Here is an 18,428-nt window from a genome sequence, read left to right as displayed (position 1 = left end):
GAGGATCATGATTGACACGCCGTATCGATAGACATATAGTATGAAGCATGCCGATGGATAGGGACGATACACCGAAAACCGCATCGCCGAGCCGGTCGTTCATCAACCATCTTCTTTCCGAGCTGCCTGTCCTCATCTCATCCAATGTCATATCCGCAAAAACCGCCGACGATATACGCCGCTACTACGACTCGCGCGCAGCGGGCGACCGCCGGAACACGGCGTTCATCGTGTTCGGTATCGCCGGGTCCGTGCTGGTGGGGCTCGGCATCATGCTGCTCATCGCGTACAACTGGGGGGCGATGACGAGATCGATAAAGACCGTCCTCACGTTCGCCCTCCTTGCCGCAGGCATTGCCGCGAGCGCGTACGCCTATTTCGTGAAGCGAAGCTCCCGGGCGTGGGGTGAAAGCGCGGGGACGGTGCATTTCCTCTTCATCGGTGCCGTCATCGCTGTCATCGGTCAGATATACCATATCCCGGCGGATACCGGTGCGTTCATGCTCACCTGGATGCTCCTTGCCGTACCGCTCGTGTATCTCCTCAATGCAAGCGCACCGGCGCTGCTTTATATCGTTGGAATAACGGCCTGGGCGGGGTATGCGCAGAGCGAGGGCGGCCATGCGCTCATTTTCTGGCCGCTTGCCGCCGTCATTGCATGGCATTTCATACGCCACTTCCGCGAGAACCCCTACAGCGTCCGCTCATCGTTCATCGCGTGGGGATATTCGCTCGCCGCGTGCGTATCGATCGGCATTTCGCTCGAGAAGGTCGTGCCGGGGCTGTGGGTCATCATCTACAGCTCATATCTCGCCATACTCTTTCTCATCGGCGGCATGTGGTTCGAAGAAGCCCCCACGATATGGCAGCGTCCGTTCTATATCATCGGGGCGATCGGCACTGCCGTCATATCGCTCATCTTCACGTTCGGTGACTGCTGGTACAATGTCGGCATTCACCATTACCGCGCCGGCGGCCGCTTCCACTCGTTCGCCGCTATACCGGACTATATCCTTCTCATCGGCCTCTTCTCCCTCGCTGTGCATCTCTTCATTGTCGCCCTTCGGAAGCACCGGCGCGTCATCGTACTCGTCTTCGGCGCGCTCCCGTTCGTCACGCTTGGCTGCTATCTCCTCGCCATGTTCAAGGCGCCCGTCCACCCGATATCCATCTTCAACCTCTATTCATTCGTGCTCGGCGTCGCCGCGATAGTGCACGGGATACGGTATACGCGGCAGGGCATCGTCAACGGCGGCATGCTCATTCTCGCCGTGCTTATCGGCGCACGATTCGTGGACATGCATATGTCGCTCCTTATCCGCGCGGTGATATTCCTCATCATCGGAGCGTCCTTTCTCGTGACCAACGCGGTGCTTGCGCGCATGTTCAAGCGGGGCCGTGCATGAAACGTACGGCGCTCTTCATCGCGGTCGCTCTCGCGCAGATAGCCGTCATCGCCGGCATTCTGATCTCGCATGAAATGACCGTCGTCACCGGCACGGCCTATCGATTCCCCGTCGCACCGATCGATCCCGTCGATATCTTCCAGGGGCGCTATCTCGCGCTTTCGTTCCGCGGCATGCGCATCGATGTCGGGCATAGTAATTTCGCACGTCATCAGTCCGTCCATGCCATGCTCGCTGTCGATACGAACGGCTATGCCGTCATCACGAACATCTCGGCATCCGTACCGTCGGTTCCGTACATGACCATGAAGATCAGTTCGGCGTACAACGGCCATGTGTGGGTAGTACCCCCGTTCTCCCGGTATTATCTCCCGGAGGATGCGGCGCTTCCCGCAGAACGGGCATATTGGAACGCGGCGCGCAGACGGAATATTGAAGCCCATGCGCTCGTTGTCGTCGGCAGGAACGGGACGACCGTGCTCAGGGATGTCATCGTGGAAGGCATGCCGATACTTGCATACGTCAGGAAACACGGCAGCAACTGACGCGGGACCTTTCGTGCGCTACTTCACCATGCTCATGAGCGAACTCAATACCGCAAGGTCCATCCCCGATATCGTTACGAATTCGGCCCCGACGGTATGCGTACCCTCGGATGCCGTGCCGTGCCGCACATCGGCGATGAAACGTATCGAATGCTTCGGGAGCGCTATGGTCATCTCTATGCACTCATTCTCCGAAAGCGGCTCGCTCGTGACGAATTTCATGCCGCCGAAACTGACGTCCTCAATGTGCGAAATGGGGATACGGTTCGCATCGTTCACGCGCCGCCACTCCGCCTTAAGGTCGACGTTCACATTGACGCGCTCATGGCCGCGCCGCGGGTCGTTGGGCTCGGGGGGCTTGTTCTCGAGCGTCTCAAGTTTCAGCCTGTTCGCTTTTTTCCTTTCGAGCACGCCGATGAGCTCATAGATGGGAACGGGGTGGTCCTTGCCCTTGACCGCAATGAGCGCCCCGGAGCGCACCATGATATAATCCTTCACCCGCTGATAGGTCTCATCGCTTATCACGATGGGTCCGAGCCCGTGATTGCTCGCCGCATCGCACAGGCGTGAGGCCATGTTCACCGTATCGCCGATGACCGTATAGTTCATGCGATTACGGCTGCCGATCATGCCCGCCGTTATGGTCCCGCTGTTGATGCCGATGCCGATGCGCAGCGGAAGTTTCCCCGCCTGTTCGCGCGCTTTGTTGTGTTCCTCAAGGGCGACCATCATCTCGATGGCACAGCGGCACGCGCACTCCTCGATATCCTGATGCTCGATGACGGCCCCGAAGATGGCCATGATCTCATCGCCGACATATTTATCGATGACGCCCATATTGCGCTTGACCACACCCTCCATGATGGTGAAATACTCGTTCAACATCTCAAGCACCTGCTCCGGCGTAAGGTCGCCGGAGAGACGGGTGAAGCCGCGTATATCGGAAAAGAGCATCGCAACGCTCTTGTTCTCGCCGCCGAGATTGAGCTCGCCCTTCATCATGACCTCGACGATCTCCTCGCTCACCGCCTTGCCGAACCTGTCGCGCATTTTCTCCTTCTCGCGCAGCCCCTCGGTCATACGGTTGAAATTCCAGGTGAGAATCCCTATCTCGTCGTTCGATCGCGAGCGGATATGCTGCTCGAGATCGCCCTGCGATACCGCGACGAGCGCGTCCTTTACCCGCCGTATGGGGTTCGTGAAGAACGTGGCGAAGATGAGCGAAAGGAGGAGCCCGCCGACGAGCACGAAGAGCGATATGACGAGCGCGTTCTGTACCGCAAGGATGATGCGCCTGTTGTTCTCTTCCTGACTCACGCCCACATGCACCATGCCGATATGCCGCTTCCCGCCGAGCGGCATGACCGGGTACGCGATATCGAAAAGATTGTTCTCGAGGGCGAGCATGTTCCCGATGAGCATGCGGACACCGGAGGGCTCCGATGCCTTCCCGGTGCCGATCATCTTGAACTGATGGTCTATCTTCCCGTCCTCGCGCAGCGGCACGGCATATTTCGGCAGGGGCAGCGCATTCGCATTGTGCGTACCCGCGCCATAGAGGAGCTCGTCGTTCTTGTCAAAAAGCTTCACATAGATTATCTCTTTTTCCCGCGCGCTCTCATCGAGGGTCTGCTTTATGTTCATGACCACGACCTCTTCGCGCGCCTTCGGGTCGTATATCTCCGGCTGTATCATTATCTCAAGGACGCCCTTGGCTATCTGCGATGCCATGACGCGCCCCTTGCTCTCCATCGCCTCAAGCATGACGGCCTTCTGGTTATTGATGAACGTCGCGGAAAGCGAAACGATGACGGCGATGATGATGAAAACGATCATGAGCGAAAGCTTCAATCGAATGGAGAATGCCACCGAGGGCGGTTTCTCGTCCCTCACCACCGGTGCGGCGGCGGCGGGCGATACCGGCGGTGTCCCCTCGCCGGCAACTTCCTTCTCAATGGTGGAGACTATCGATGTAAGTGCATTGGTGTATTCGCTCATGCCCCCTCCCTCGGGGATGTCCTGCCGAGAATGCCGGTCACCGCGCTCAGTATCGTATCATATCGCGCGAAATTTTCCACCGCGGCCGTTTTCCCGAGCGCAATGCTCTGGGAAAAGACCTCATCGTAGGATATGACCGTCTTTAAGAGCGAACCGCGGAGCTTCTGCGTGAGCATGCCGAGCACTTCCCTGGATTCGGACGTTTCCATGTAGCGTGTGACGAAGAAGAAATACGCTATCGTCCGCCCGAGCTCGCGTTCAGCCGCGCGTATGGTATTCACTATCTTCGTGACGCCCTGCAGCGAGAGGTAATCGATGCAGACGGGTATCAGGACTATCGTCGCGGCGATAAGCGCGTTCATGAGCGAGCGCCCCACCGTCGACGGCGTATCGATGAAGATATAGTCGTACTCGGAGCGCACCCCCGAGCGTGTAATGACGGAATCGAGCGCACGGTTGAGCTTACCCGCGTTCCCGCGTTCCGTATCGAAGGCGGTGAGCGCATTGTGCGACGGCACGAAATCGATGCCGAGCGCTTCCGCGCGCACGATGTTCTTCTTCCCGCCGCCCTTGAGGAAATGAAGCGTGTTCCCGTCGGGAAAATCGCGTCCGCCGGACATTATCGCGGTCGCAAGCGCGTTCGCATCCATATCGATGACGAGCACGCGAGCGCCCTTCTGTACCGCGGCACGCGCGCAGGCGATGATGGATGTCGTCTTCCCCACCCCTCCCTTCTGATTGCCGACACTGATGACGATAGCGTTCTTGTCCATGACCCGCCCTTGTTATGATGGTATCGTAATGGATGCGTAATCCGCGGCATCATGCGAATGTATGATCTCCCGCGGTCCGCCTTCCGTCGAAAGCCCGGTCTTCCCTTCCTGATCGCCGGTCCTCTCTTTCACGACCATACGGGACGCCGCATCATAGCGCTCGATATCGAGCACTTCATATTCGCTCTCATCATAGGCATCGTTCTGCTCCATCTCGCGCTCATCCTCCGCGGAATCGATGATGGCCGTCTTCCCGCCGGTCAGGTACGTATTCGCATCGATGGTCATTGCCTTTTCCAGCACCGATCGTTTTCCGCCGTGTACGGAATGCTTCATATCGCTCAGGCGCTTCCTCACCGAGAGCATCGTCGATTTTATATCGATGAGATTGTTGATGAACTCTTCCTTCTCTTTCTCTTCCCACGCCGCACGGTGATGCCGATGATGCTCATGCTGGACCGGCGGGCGGTAGAGCGCCATGCGCAGCCCCTCGAGGATGCCCCCGAACGCGAACGCGATAAGAAGCACAACGGCGAGTGCTGCGGCAAGATGCAGATAGCGGAGAACGACAAGGAGCGAGAATGCACGTCCGGGCGATGCATCGATGCGCTGTTTCGCGAGGAGCCCGAGCGGGTGCGTACGCATCGAAAGGGTTGTTACATAGGGGTCGCTCTCATTGTTCGCCGCGAACGTATATCGGCAGAGCCGCCCGAGCACGGCGGTCTCCTGGCGGCAGAACGTGACCATGTCCACGCTCAGAATGACACGCCCCACCTGTTCGCCGAACACATTGCTGATCGGCTTGAACAGCGTAATGACCGGACGTCCGGCATCGATCGATATCGTCGGCATCTCGGCAAGCGGTACGCCGGTGCGCACCGCTTTTCCGTCGAAGGAAACGGCAGCAACGACGGCACCGCGATGGTTCTCTATCGCCGCATAGGTCGCCGCATCGCACGATGTCTTCAACTCGCGCAGTTTCTCCTCGACCATGTTCATCGATGGATTGAACGATGCGATGAAGCTGAACATCTTTATTTCCGGCGCCTCCGCCATCTGGATCAACGCACGGTTCGCCGTACCAATGCGGTTCTCGATGGCCTTCTTGAGTATCGCGGCCGAAACGATGGCCCCGGCGGAAAGCGCGCACAATGCCCCCGCGAACCCTATCAGGGTGAACACCGCGAAGAACGGCGCGGAGAATCGCTTGTGTTCGGTGACCGGCTCTGTATCCATACCTACCGCTGCGACAGGAGCGATTCAAGCGTATAAAGCCTGTTCGCCCCCCCGCTCGTGAAAAGCGAGTACGCATCGGAGCGTATCCTTCTCAGGAGGGAATCGTTCTTTTTATTGAGGATGAGGAATTCCACCATTTTCTTATTGGGTACGACTATCTTCCCTCGCTGCTTCAACTGTTCGTTGGGTATTGATGCATTGACCGCCAGTACCCATTCCAATATGCCGGGGTTGCCGTAGTACTTGTTCACCATGGCGCTCAATGCGTTCTCATTGGCGAAATTCATCGACACGAGCACGATAGCGGGCGACTGCTCGGGTATCTCGTTCTCGATGGTGCGGTATACCACCTTCTCCTTGGGGGGTGTCGCTGCGGCCTTCGCCTCCGCCTTCGCGAGCTCTTCATTGCGTTTGCGCAGGTCCTCGTTCTCCCGCTTCATGCGCTCGACGAGTTCATTGTCCGCATTGGTCTGCACGGCACGAGGCGTGTCTACCGAAGCGATGAGCGTTCTTGCCTCCGGCGTATGAACTATGGATACCCTTTTTTCCCGCGTGAACCCTGCGGCGTTCGTCGCGAACAACGTTATGATGTTCGTCCCGGGAGCGAGCGCACACTCGAGCGAGAACGTCTTCCCGGAGCGATTGTACGCTATCGGGAGCACGGCATTACCGGCATCACGTGCGGCAACGCTCGCGTCCGACTTGGAGAACAGCTTCCCGCGGAACGTCTCGACGGGTTTCTTCGTGACCGGCTCAACGGGGTCGAGCAGTATATCGACCATCTCCGCGGAGCGGAACAGATTGAACGGATATTCCGTCCGGTGACCGGCGAGGTCGTACACGGTAAGCACATGCTTTCGCGGCATATCGGTCGCGGCAAGCTTCGCGGTTATCGTCGATGCGCCCTTGTTCACATCGCACATGAAGCGCTTGCCTTCCTTGACGATATATACCTGCTTGTCGTCGATATTCTCTTCTTTGTAGGGAATGGTGAGCACATCGTTCTCCCACGGCACGGCGACCTCGCTCGATTCAAGCGCTATGACCGGCGCGAGCGTGTCACGGATTATCTTTATCTCGTATGCGGCGACGTTCCCACAGACGTCCGCTGCCTGCATAGTATACCGGTTCACCCCTTCTTGCAACGGGAGCGACACGGAGAAAGTATTGAGCATTTCCTTGCGTTCGACGACCGCCGCGTTCGATACCACCTCGAGCGATGAGAGCGAAGCGTCGCGGCAGCGCCCTTCGATGAGCGCCGTCTCTGCGTCCGTATATTCCTTGAACGATACATACTTGAACGACGGCGCCTCGCCGTCATAGAGGAATAGCTGCGAAACCTTGTTCTCGTTCCCCGCCTCATCGGTCACGACGACATCGACGATGAGATCCCAGAGCCGTGCTGCGAGCCTGCTCTCGGAAAGGTCGATCGCAGCGATGATGTCATCGCTGAACCCGGCCTTCCCCGTATGCTCGAGGACGCGCGGCCGTTCCACGGTCATCCCGCTCGTGATCTCCCTGCGCGAGAGGGCATCGCGGCAGGCGATCGTCACCTGCTTCACCGGTGACGCTCCGCTCGCGGTGCCGTAGATGAAGAGCACCGCAGGCTTGCCGGCGGCATTCGCGCGCTTGCGGTATGCAAGGTACGGCGAGAGTGTAAGCCCCGGGACGTTCTTTGTCGTCACGGAAAGCCCGAACCCTTCGATACCCGCATATACGTTCTCGCCGTCAGTGAGAAGCACGTTCATCGGCACATCGGATGACCCGGACTTGCCCTTCCTGAGCACATCGGTGCATTGCGCCCAGCTGTCCGCCGTCCGGTCATAGCAGGCGCCGCCGTCGAACGTGGCCACCCAGATATATCTCCCGTCCGCGCAGATGTCGTTCACGAAATTATCGGGTATCTTCCCGGACGATGCATCATACCGTGTGAACGCGAGGGTATCGATATCGATGCGGTATACGCCGTCGCCGTCGGTGGCGGCAAATGCCGTGTTCTCTACGAGCGCCACCGCATTGATGCGTATCTCCTTGATGTTCGATTCCTTCTCCGGCGTCTCGAATGACGCCTCGAATTTCTTCTTCCACGCAAGCCCCTTTTCCGTTCCGACAAGGAGATAGGACGGTGCGGCATGGAGCGCATAGACCTTGTTCGACGGCAGACCGTTTATCACGGTATATTTCCGGGTTGAAAGCTGCTTCGTCCGCCGGTCGTAGCAGTTGATGCCCCATTTCGTACCGATATAGACGAACGATTCATCGTACGCGAGCGCGGTTATTTCCGAGGAGAGGAGCCCTTCTTTTTTCGTCAGGAGAAGCGTCTTCCTGATCGCACCGAGATAGAGATACAGCCCCTCCGGAGAACCGGCCCATATATCATCATCGAGGGCGAGAAGCGCGCTGATGAACGTCTCGGCGATGCGTTTTTCCGGGGCGATATTCGTCCCCGACATGCGGAACACGCCTTTCTGTGTACCGATATAGATGCTGCCGCCCTTCGCTGCGAGGGCGGTGACCGTGCCGATACCATGCTCGGCACCGAAATGTTTCCAGGCAAATGACGAGAGGTCCGCCGCACAAGCGCACACGGAAAGTGCCGCGGAGATGATGATCGATCGCATGATGCACATCTTAATTACCCGATAATTCCAGTTTTGTACGCGCACGCCCGATATAGCTCTTCGCCTTCTCGTTGGAGGGGTCCATCTGGAGCACGCGCTGCCATGCCGCGATCGCCTGGCGGTAATCGCCCGCTTTATAGAACTCGACACCCTCGGCGAATTTCCTGCGCACATCCTCTTCGCTCGCTGCCTTTGCCGCTACCACCGCGGTAGACATCCTCCGCTCCACATCCTCCAGCTCGCGCCGAAGCTGGGTGTTCTGCGGGTCGTTCTCAATGGCTTTCCGGTACGCCGTTATCGCCGCGCTGTAATTGCGCGATGCGCTGTATTTTCGCGCCGTCTCGAGCATATCCGTTTTCACTTCCTCTATCTTACGCTTCGCCTCGGCTATCTTCGCGGCAATATCGTTCTTTCGGCTGCCCGTAAGCACGGGGAGTATCGCCTCCCACCGCTTGATCGCCTTGTAGAGATCACCCTTCGCATAGAAGTCGCTCCCCTCGGCGAGGTTCTTCTCAAGGTCCTTCTGCACGCGTTCACGGTGCGCAATGATCTTTCCCTGCGCAGCGGCATCATCGGGGTTCATGGCGATGATCTCAGCAAGCGCCGCCATGGCATCGGCGAATTTCCCCTCCGCCTCGAACGCCTCGGCCTTCTTCGCATATTCCTCGGCGACCTTTATCTGCATCATCCGTTCCTTGACGCGGTAATTCTCCGGATCGAGCACGGCCGCCTTCTCGAAGGCCTTGTGCGCATCCGCATACCCGCCGCCCTTGAACGAGCCCTCACCGTCCGATTCGAGCGAGCGCACCGCTTTATCGATCTCGTATTTCACGCGCGTCATCTCGTTCTTTGCATTGTTATTATCAGGATTGAGCGAAAGCGCCTTGGCAAGCTCATCGCGTGCGGCGGCCCAGTCCCCTTTCTGTATGAGCGCAACGGCATTATTGTAGTTCTTATCTTCCTCTTCTTTTATGCGCTCTTCCGCCACCTGGATATATTCCCTGGCAAGTTCATTGGATGGGTCCTGTGCGAGCATCTCCTTCCAAAGGGCTATCGCCTCGCGGAAGCGCTTGCGCTTGAAGTGCGCGGCACCGGCCTCGAACTGCACGATGAGCGCATCCTCTTTCTCCTGCTTCTTCACTTCCGTATCGACCGCCTCAGCGACGGCACGCACCTCGGTGAGCACCCCGGCCGCATCGGTGAGATACCGGAACGATGTGTTCGTCATCTCATTGATGAGCTTCTTCGCATCCATGAAACGCCTGCCGTCAACGGCGCGTTTTACATCGGCATAGAGCGCGGGCATTTTCTCGACCGCGCGTATCTCGTTCACATAGCTTTTTGCCACATCGTCATTGGGCTCAAGGGCCAGCACCTCCTGGAACGTTTCGGCGGCCTTGCGGTACTCCCTCGCCGCCACATGCGCGAGCGCCGATTCCTTCCGGCGCGCGACCATTTCCACGGCCTTGGCAACGACCTTGCTGTACGCGTCCGCGATCGCCTTGTCTTCCGGGCTGAGCGATGATGCCTTCTCGTAATACTCGCGCGCGGTCGCATAATCGCCCTTTGCGAGCGCCTTTTCCGCTATCTGCGTGAACGACTTGAGCTTCGCATCCTTCTCGCGCTCGAGCATCTCGAAATATTCCTTCGCAAGCGCGCTCTTCGGGTCGAGCGACTTCGCCTCACGCCACGCGGCGGAAGCGGCGGTATAATTCCCCTCATCGAACGCCGCCTTCCCGCGGGCGAGCGCCGAATTCACTTTCTCTTTCCTGCTCTTATCTATCTCATCGAGCAGTGCGCGCGCCTCGTCATAATCCGGATAGATATCGAGCGCCTTGTTGAGATTGAGCACCGCACGTTCACGGTCGTTCTGCGCATACGCTTCCCTGCCGATGGTGAAATAGACCTGGGCGTTCTGGAGCTTCCCCTCATCCTCGGCGGCCTTCTTCGTCTTCGCAATGAGCTCCTCGACATCCTTTTTCTCTTTACCGTCGAAATAGGCGAGCGACTTCTCGTAGAGACCTATCGCCTTCGGGAAATTCTTCTTCGCGGCTTCCTGCCTGCCGTTCGCAACGAATTCACGGCCGGTATCACGGCGCTTATCGATCTCCGCCTGCCGTCCGAGCGAATCCTGTATCTTCCCCTTGAGCTCGCTGCTCTGAGCGTGCTCCGGGTCCATCATGAGCGCCATATCGACCTGCCTGAGCGCCTCCTCGAAATCGCCCTTCTCGAAGGAGTTCTGCGCCATGAGCCGATACTTCTCCCGCTCCTGCACCGCGAGCTTGCCGATCTGCGCGATATAGGTCTTCGCATCCGCGTTATCGGGATCGTTGCGGAGCACTTCGGAGAAAAGCGAGAGCGCGGTCGGGTAATCGTCCTTCTTCATCGCCGCAAGACCGTCCTGAATGAGCGCACGGGTGAGCTTCGCAAGGTCGTTCTTCGTACGGGCGATGCGCAGCGCCGCTTCGGCGTGGTTCTTATCCATCGAGAGCACCCGGCTCCACTGCGCTATCGCCTCGCGGTACCGCCGCGCAGAGTACAAGGTATCCGCCTGCGACATGAGCTTCTGTATCTCACCGAGCCGATCGGCAGCGGACGCCCCGCCGAAAAGATCGGAATAGAAGAGCGTAACGCCCACGGTATGCTTGAAGGGTGAAAGCACGTTGAAGATATCGAACGCGAAGGTGTAATCGAAACGGAACGCCTCGAAGGTGATCGCGCTCCCGGCGGAGATATTGCCGTCATTGTACGCCACGCACGCTTCGATGAGATCGATCGGTATCCAGCGCACACCGCCGGCGATGCCGAAATGCGTGTCCTGCAGGCGGAACGAGAGGCCGAGCGAAAGGATGAGCCGCTTATCGAAGAAGGACAGCGATTCAGAATTCATTATCATGAACGGCATATCCCAATTGGCGAACGGGGAAATGATGTTCTGCACCGAAAGCCCCGCATAGAAATTCCCGTATACGAAGCTTCCCGAAAGCCCGAAGTCCACCTCGAGGAAGCTCTCATTGGCGAAGGACTGATAATGCAGCTCGACCTCGCCGCCGACCGAAACATTGCTGTTGATCCGCCATGCGACCGACGGCGTGATAAGGTATGCCGCATAGCCGGTGAGCGTATCATCCGCGGCGGTGCGTCCGATGTTGAGGATATTCACGGTGGAGAACATGGAGAACACCGCGCCGATGACGATATCCTCCGAAAGCGTCCGCGTGAACGAAAGCCCGATAGGTATGTCCTCCGGCGTCAGAAAGAACGGCTTATACACGAAAGTCACATCGTTCTTCGGCATGAACACCATGACCGAGGGGTTATAGCGCATGCTTGCGCTTAACGGCATGAAATACGGCGATGCACTGCCCGCAAGCTGCCACGACGGGAACGTATCGATGAGATAGACCGCCGGTATCGGCTTCGCGTGAAGTGCGGCCGCTGACAGTGATATAATAAGGAAGAATCGGATACGGGCCATATGATGTATTATCGGAATTCGTGTCATCATAATTTATGCATCCTACTTTACCAGAAGTTTCCAGTAAATGCGCTTCGTGACGCCGTTGACGACCGAGGTATATGCCACCAGGTACAGCCCGCGCGTCGCAGGCGCCGTGACATTGTAGACGATGCTCACGCCGGGCACATCGGCTTTCCTGTTCTCGATGACCGAGCTCACGAGCTTTCCGCTCATGTCATAGATGCCGATGGACACCACGGAATTCGTCACCACTTCATAGTAGATATCGATGATCTCACCGCGCGCCGCCGGGTTCCTGCTGCTGAAGACGGATATGTTCCCGCCGTGCGTGACACCGCGCGCCTTCCTGGCAAGATCGCTGATGCGCGCCGTCTCGAACACGGATATCGGGAGATGGTAGACGCCGTCGCTCGTGCCGTCCGCATCGGAGAGTATCTTGTCGACGCCGAGGTACGCCTCGATGATATCCTCGCCCGCCGCGGTCGGTGTATAATCCGCCGTGTAATTGCCGCCGCCGGCGTAGACCACGAGAGGCGCCGCGCTGTTGCTTCCGCTCACGGTCACCGTTACGGCCGGCACCGCCGCCACCGTCGTCTTGTTGCGGAACGCATCATAGCCCTCGATGGTTATCTGCACGTTCGTGTTCACCGAACCCGGCCTGGGTGATGCGCTTATCACCGACGTGTTCTTATGCATATCGCCGGGCGTCACCGTCACCGTGAACACATTGGTCCCCGCAGGCGCTGTCGATGCAACGCCGTCCGAGGCGGTTATCGTCCACGAACCGGCACGGTAGAGCGCCATCGTGAAATCGAGATTGGTCGCATAGCCGTTGGTGAAATAGACGAACACCGTGCTGCCGAACGATATCCCTTCCGCCTTCGGCGTCGTCCCGTCGGGGGCGTTCATCGCACCGCCGAACGTCATCGATTTATACCCGTTGTAGAACGCCGCACGCGAATCATCCGGCGCGCAGGCCATCATCGTTATCTCGTTCGTATCGCCGGCGATCATCGTGTTCGAGCCGTATATCACGAAGTACGCCGCGTATTCGCCGATCGTGACCGATGAGGTATTGCTTGCCACGCCTCCATTATTGTCCCACACGGTGAACACGACGCTGAACGTGCCGCCGTTCGTGTACCGATGCGTCATGTTCGAGAACGATGCGCCGTTGGAGATGACGCCATCGCCGAATTCCCAGCGGAAATTCGTTATCCAGCCGTCAGCGTCCGTCGATGTATTCGTGAAATAATTGGTCACGAACGGAGATGCAGACGCCGCCGTCCGCACGAACGATGCTGTCGGGAGCTGATTGGAGATGACATACTGATTGCTCACCGTATTGCTGCCGAGCGTATCCCATACCGTGAGAACGACCCAGCATGTCGTCATCTGCGTGTACGTATGCGCGAAAGACGGGATGAACGAAGTATAATTCGTCGTATATCCATCGCCGAGATCCCAGAGCCAGTTCGTAATGGAGAGCGCCGATGTCGAAAGATCGGTGAACGTTATCGGCGTATAGGTATAGACATTCGTCTTATCCGATGTGAACGCCGCCGTGAGCGCCCCGTTCGACGCATAATTCGACCAGGTATTCGTATACGTCAGCCCAACGCCGTTGGATGTCACCACGGTGAGCTTCAACACGCCGTTCGTAAAGAGCGCGCTATTGAGGGCGAAACTCCACGGCGCCGTCGCTGCCGTCCAGCCGAAGAATGCATCGTTCGTGTACAGTACATTCGCCGTTATCGATGACCAGTTCTCATAGTTGGTACCGCGGATGTTAATCGTCCCTGCAATAACGCTGCCGTGCACGTAATTCGTCACCACCGATATCGGCGCACTGTTATCTATTATATTCGTCTGATACCATGTATTCGTCCTCGCGTTCGACGATACCCCGGCGAAGATGAAAATGTTAGTACCTTCAGACACCAGTGTCGATGCGAAGTTCGTCGCGAAATTCGTACCATTCGTGATGAGCGAGTACGCACCGCCGTTCGTCATCATATAAACCGCGGCAGGATCTATGCCGCTGAAAGCGTTCGTCGCATAGCCGATGAATGTGAGCGTACCGGTATTCGTGCCGAGCTGTGTGATATTCGTCTGCCGCACATCCGGCCCGATATTGTTAACCACGAACATCGTCGATGCACCGTTGGAGAGCATCCCCGCCCCGTTCGTCGTCGACACATATGCAAAGTATCTGCCGTCGGCGACTGCACCGCTGTTCCAATTGTTCGTGAACTCAGGATAATTCTGCATGCCGTCGATGTTCGCAACCGCACCTGCTGTGTTCGTTATCACGATGCGCGTACCGAATATGCCGCTCTGTGCATCATAGTTCGTGCCGCGGAATGTGAATATGCCCGACACATAGCTGCCTGAAGTAAAGTTAGTCAGCTGTACGAACGGCAGGGTCACATCGACGAAGTTTGTCTGGAAGTTCGTCGTCACATATCCATACTCATTACTTGCCACTGCGTAGAATACATTCGTGATCGGGAAACCGGCGACAATTATATTCGTCGTCCAGTTCGTCGTTGTCCCGCCGACAAAGCCATAACCGCTTGCTGCATTCGTACTGAAATAAACACCGGTCATCTCTCCAGAAACATTCGTCGCCAATCCCTGTAATGTGTACGGCGAATTTGTTATCCATACAAGCGGCACTGTATTTGTGATATAAACGAACGGCGTCGAGCCATTCGATACGTAATTTGACCAAGTATTCGTAGATGTGAGATTGACACCGTTCGATGTAACAAGTGTTAGTTTCAAGACACCGTTCGTGAACAAGCTGCTGTTGAGCATGAAATCCCACGGCGCGGAAGCATTCGTCCACGCATAGAACCCGTTGTTCGTATACAGCACATTCGCCGTGATGGACGACCAGTTCTCGTAGTTTGTACCGCGTAACACCACTGTGCTCGCGATCACGCTACCGTGGACATAGTTGGTGACAACCGATATCGGTGCGCTGTTATCGATGATATTCGTCTGATACCATGTATTCGTCCTGTAATTCGACGATACCGCAGCGAAAATGAATATGTTCGTACCTTCAGACACCAGCGTCGTTGCGAAATTCGTCGCAAAGTTCGTACCATTCGTTATGAACGAGTACGCACCGCCGTTCGTCATCATATATACCGTAGCAGGATCGATGCCGCTGAAAGCGTTCGTCGCATAACCGATGAATGTGAGCGTTCCGGTGTTCGTTCCAAGCTGCGTGACATTCGTCTGCCTGATGTCCGGCGCGATATTGTTCACCACGAACATAGTCGATGCGCCGTTAGAGAGCAGTCCCGCACCGTTCGTCGTCGACACGTATGCAAAGTATCTGCCGTCTACAAACGCCGTCGTATCCCACAAATTCGTAAATTCTCCGTTATTCTGTAATCCTGTAATATTAGCCGTTATCCCCGCGGCGTTTGTAATGAAAATCCTTGTCGCTGAGATCGACGACTGTGCGTCATGATTCGTTCCACGGAATGTAAAGACGCCTGACACATAACCGCCGGATGTGATATTCGTCAGAGTCGCATACGGCAAGGTCACATCAACCAGGTTCGTCTGGAGATTCGTTGTCACATACCCATACTCATTGCTCGCCACTGCGTAGAACACATTCGTTATCGGGAACGCGCTCACATCGACATTCGTTGTCCAATTTGTGTTGCCGCTTGCTAGATTGAAGAGCGTCGTCGCATTCGTCGAGAACCAGACTCCGGCAACCTGACCGACGGCATTGCTCGCCCAGCCCTGTACTGCATACGTGGCGTTGGTTATCCATGTCATCGCGACTGCCGGGTTTGTGATCGCAAGTGTAGGCCCAGCGTTCGATACGTAGTTCGACCATGTGTTCGTGAATGTGAGATTGACACCGTTCGATGTAACAAGCGCCAGCTTCAGCACGCCGTTCGTGAACAAGCCGCTGTTGAGTGAGAAATCCCACGGGGCAGTTGCCACAGTAGCCCCATAGAATCCATCATTCGTATACAGCACATTCGCCGTGACAGCCGACCAGTTCTCATAGTTCGTGCCGCGAATGTTGATGCCACCCGCTATCACGCTGCCGTGGACATAGTTGGTGACCACCGATATCGGCGCACTGTTATCTATTATATTCGTCTGATACCATGTATTCGTCCTGAAATTCGACGATACCGCGGCGAATATGAACAAGTTAGTGCCTTCTGACACCAGCGTCGAGGCGAAGTTAGTCGCGAAGTTCGTGCCGTTGGTGATGAGCGAGTACGTGCCGCCATTGGTCATCATATATACCGCAGCAGGATCGATGCCGCTGTATGCATTTGTTGCATAGCCCGCGAATGAAAGGATACCGGCATTGGTCCCGAGCTGTCCGATATTTGTCTGAATAATTTGCGGCAGCAAATTATTCACCACGAACATAGTCGATGCGCCGTTGGAGAGCATCCCTGCCCCGTTCGTCGTTGATACATACGCAAAATATCTGCCGTCGGCGACCGCAACGCTGTTCCAATTATTCGTGAACTCCGGATAATTCTGCATGCCGTCGATGTTAGCAACCGCACCAGCCGTGTTAGTTATCACGATGCGCGTGCCGAATATGCCGCTTTGAGCATCGAAGTTGGTGCCGCGGAAGGCGAACACGCCCGACACATAACCGCCGGATGTGATATTCGTCAATTGCGCATACGGCAGTGTCACATCAACCAGATTCGTCTGGAAATTCGTCGTCACATACCCGTATTCATTGCTTGCCACGGCGTAGAATACATTCGTGATCGGGAATGCTGAGACATCGACATTCGTTGTCCAATTCGTATTGCCGGAAGCAAGGTTATACAATGTCGTCACATTCGTCGAGAACCATACTCCAGTAACTTGACCGACGGCATTGCTCGCCCAGCCCTGCACCGCATACGTCGCATTCGTTATCCACACCATCGGCGCAGGATTCGTGAACGATATCGTAGGCCCGGCATTCGATACATAGTTCGACCATGTATTCGTATACGTGAGATTGACGCCGTTCGATGTGACGAGTGCAAGCTTCAAGACCCCGTTCGTGAACAAGCCGCTGTTGAACGAAAAATCCCACGGCGCAGTTGCCGCTGTTGCGCCATAGAATCCATCGTTCGTATACAGCACATTCGCCGTTATCGACGACCAGTTCTCATAATTCGTACCGCGTATGTTTATCGTGCCCGCGATAACGCTGCCGTGCACGTAATTCGTCACCACCGAAGTCGGCGCACTGTTATCTATTATATTCGTCTGATACCATGTATTCGTCCTGAAATTCGACGATACCGCGGCGAAGATGAACAGATTCGTGCCTTCCGTGACCAGCGTAGTATTGAAATTCGTCGCGAAGTTCGTGCCGTTGGTGATAAAGGCGTAAGTGCCGAGGTTCGTCATCATGTACACCGCGGCAGGATCGATGCCGCTGAAAGCGTTCGTCGCATAGCCGATGAAAGTAAGCGTGCCGGTATTCGTTCCAAGCTGAGTGATATTTGTCTGCCTGATATCCGGAGCGAGATTGTTCACCACGAACATAGTCGATGCGCCGTTGGAGAGCATCCCTGCCCCGTTCGTCGTTGATATGTATGCAAAATATCTGCCGTCAGCGACACCTGCCGAATTCCAATTGTTCGTTAACTCCGGATAATTCTGCATACCGTCGATATTCGCAACCGCACCGGCTGTGTTCGTAATGATGACCCTCGTACCGAATATGCCGCTCTGAGCATCATAATTCGTGCCGCGGAATGTGAATATGCCGGACACATAGCCGCCTGATGTTATGTTCGTCAGCTGCGCGAACGGCAAGGTCACATCAACCAGGTTGGTCTGGAAATTCGTCGTCACATAGCCATACTCATTGCTCGCCACTGCGTAGAACACATTCGTTATCGGGAACGCGCTCACATCGACATTCGTTGTCCAATTCGTGTTGCCGCTTGCTAGATTGAAGAGCGTCATCGCATTCGTCGAGAACCAGACGCCGGTAATCTGACCGACGGCATTGCTTGCCCAGCCCTGCACTGAATACGTGGCGTTGGTTATCCATGTCATCGCGGCTGCAGGGTTCGTGAACGATATCGTAGGCCCGGCATTCGACACATAGTTCGACCACGTATTCGTGAAAGTCATACCGACACCATTCGATGTCACAAGTGCCAGTTTCAGCACGCCGTTCGTGAACAAGCCGCTGTTGAGCGCGAAATCCCACGGCGATGTCGCCGCAGTAGCACCATAGAATCCGTCGTTCGTATACAGCATATTCGCCGTTATCGATGACCAGTTCTCATAGTTGGTACCGCGTATGTTTATCGTGCCCGCGATTACGCTGCCGTGCACATAATTCGTCA

At 56.3% G+C, this 18,428-nt stretch carries 8 protein-coding genes; 2 read left to right on the top strand and 6 right to left on the bottom strand.

Features of this window, described 5'->3' with window-relative positions; translation table 11 throughout:
• Positions 1-53 precede the first annotated feature (53 nt).
• Both AABZ39_03105 and AABZ39_03100 read left to right on the top strand, forming a co-directional pair.
• Positions 54-1,406 carry a DUF2157 domain-containing protein gene (locus AABZ39_03105; GenBank protein ID MEK6793738.1) on the top strand — a complete coding sequence of 451 codons (1,353 nt, stop codon included), beginning with the start codon at positions 54-56 and terminating at the stop codon, positions 1,404-1,406.
• Positions 1,403-1,951, top strand: coding sequence for a GDYXXLXY domain-containing protein (locus AABZ39_03100; GenBank protein MEK6793737.1), 549 nt, complete (start codon positions 1,403-1,405; stop codon positions 1,949-1,951). Before AABZ39_03105 ends, AABZ39_03100 begins: the two co-directional genes overlap by 4 nt.
• 18 nt (positions 1,952-1,969) lie before the next feature.
• Here the strand turns inward: AABZ39_03100 and AABZ39_03095 are convergent, their stop codons facing one another.
• Genes AABZ39_03095 through AABZ39_03070 form a run of 6 tightly spaced genes read right to left on the bottom strand, consistent with a single transcriptional unit; the run spans position 1,970 to position 18,417 of the window.
• Positions 1,970-3,949 (bottom strand): adenylate/guanylate cyclase domain-containing protein, encoded by a 1,980-nt coding sequence (locus AABZ39_03095; GenBank protein MEK6793736.1) that lies wholly within the window; start codon positions 3,947-3,949, stop codon positions 1,970-1,972.
• Positions 3,946-4,722 (bottom strand): ParA family protein, encoded by a 777-nt coding sequence (locus tag AABZ39_03090; protein MEK6793735.1) that lies wholly within the window; start codon positions 4,720-4,722, stop codon positions 3,946-3,948. Before AABZ39_03090 ends, AABZ39_03095 begins: the two co-directional genes overlap by 4 nt.
• 12 nt (positions 4,723-4,734) lie before the next feature.
• On the bottom strand, positions 4,735-5,958 hold the full coding sequence (locus tag AABZ39_03085; protein MEK6793734.1) for a hypothetical protein: 1,224 nt from the start codon (positions 5,956-5,958) through the stop codon (positions 4,735-4,737).
• A 2-nt stretch (positions 5,959-5,960) separates the two neighbouring features.
• Positions 5,961-8,579 (bottom strand): hypothetical protein, encoded by a 2,619-nt coding sequence (locus AABZ39_03080; GenBank protein ID MEK6793733.1) that lies wholly within the window; start codon positions 8,577-8,579, stop codon positions 5,961-5,963.
• Between the two features lie 10 nt (positions 8,580-8,589).
• Positions 8,590-12,087, bottom strand: a complete 3,498-nt coding sequence (locus tag AABZ39_03075) for a tetratricopeptide repeat protein (protein MEK6793732.1) — start codon at positions 12,085-12,087, stop codon at positions 8,590-8,592.
• 12 nt (positions 12,088-12,099) lie between these two features.
• Positions 12,100-18,417: a PKD domain-containing protein gene (locus AABZ39_03070; protein MEK6793731.1), complete on the bottom strand. Its 6,318-nt coding sequence runs from the start codon at positions 18,415-18,417 to the stop codon at positions 12,100-12,102.
• Positions 18,418-18,428 lie beyond the last annotated feature (11 nt).

It is taken from the genome of Spirochaetota bacterium (genome assembly GCA_038043445.1).
Classification (GTDB): Bacteria; Spirochaetota; Brachyspiria; order Brachyspirales; family JACRPF01; genus JBBTBY01.
The sequence above is the reverse complement of the archived record's forward strand: the minus strand, read 5'-3'. Positions and strand labels throughout refer to the sequence as shown.

What these genes read in the sequence shown, in the direction of transcription:
- AABZ39_03080 (MEK6793733.1), bottom strand. Translation starts at nt 8,579, where the DNA reads ATGCGATCGATCATCATCTCCGCGGCACTTTCCGTGTGCGCTTGTGCG.
- AABZ39_03100 (MEK6793737.1), top strand. Translation starts at nt 1,403, where the DNA reads ATGAAACGTACGGCGCTCTTCATCGCGGTCGCTCTCGCGCAGATAGCC.
- AABZ39_03095 (MEK6793736.1), bottom strand. Translation starts at nt 3,949, where the DNA reads ATGAGCGAATACACCAATGCACTTACATCGATAGTCTCCACCATTGAG.
- AABZ39_03085 (MEK6793734.1), bottom strand. Translation starts at nt 5,958, where the DNA reads ATGGATACAGAGCCGGTCACCGAACACAAGCGATTCTCCGCGCCGTTC.
- AABZ39_03090 (MEK6793735.1), bottom strand. Translation starts at nt 4,722, where the DNA reads ATGGACAAGAACGCTATCGTCATCAGTGTCGGCAATCAGAAGGGAGGG.
- AABZ39_03105 (MEK6793738.1), top strand. Translation starts at nt 54, where the DNA reads ATGGATAGGGACGATACACCGAAAACCGCATCGCCGAGCCGGTCGTTC.
- AABZ39_03075 (MEK6793732.1), bottom strand. Translation starts at nt 12,087, where the DNA reads ATGATGACACGAATTCCGATAATACATCATATGGCCCGTATCCGATTC.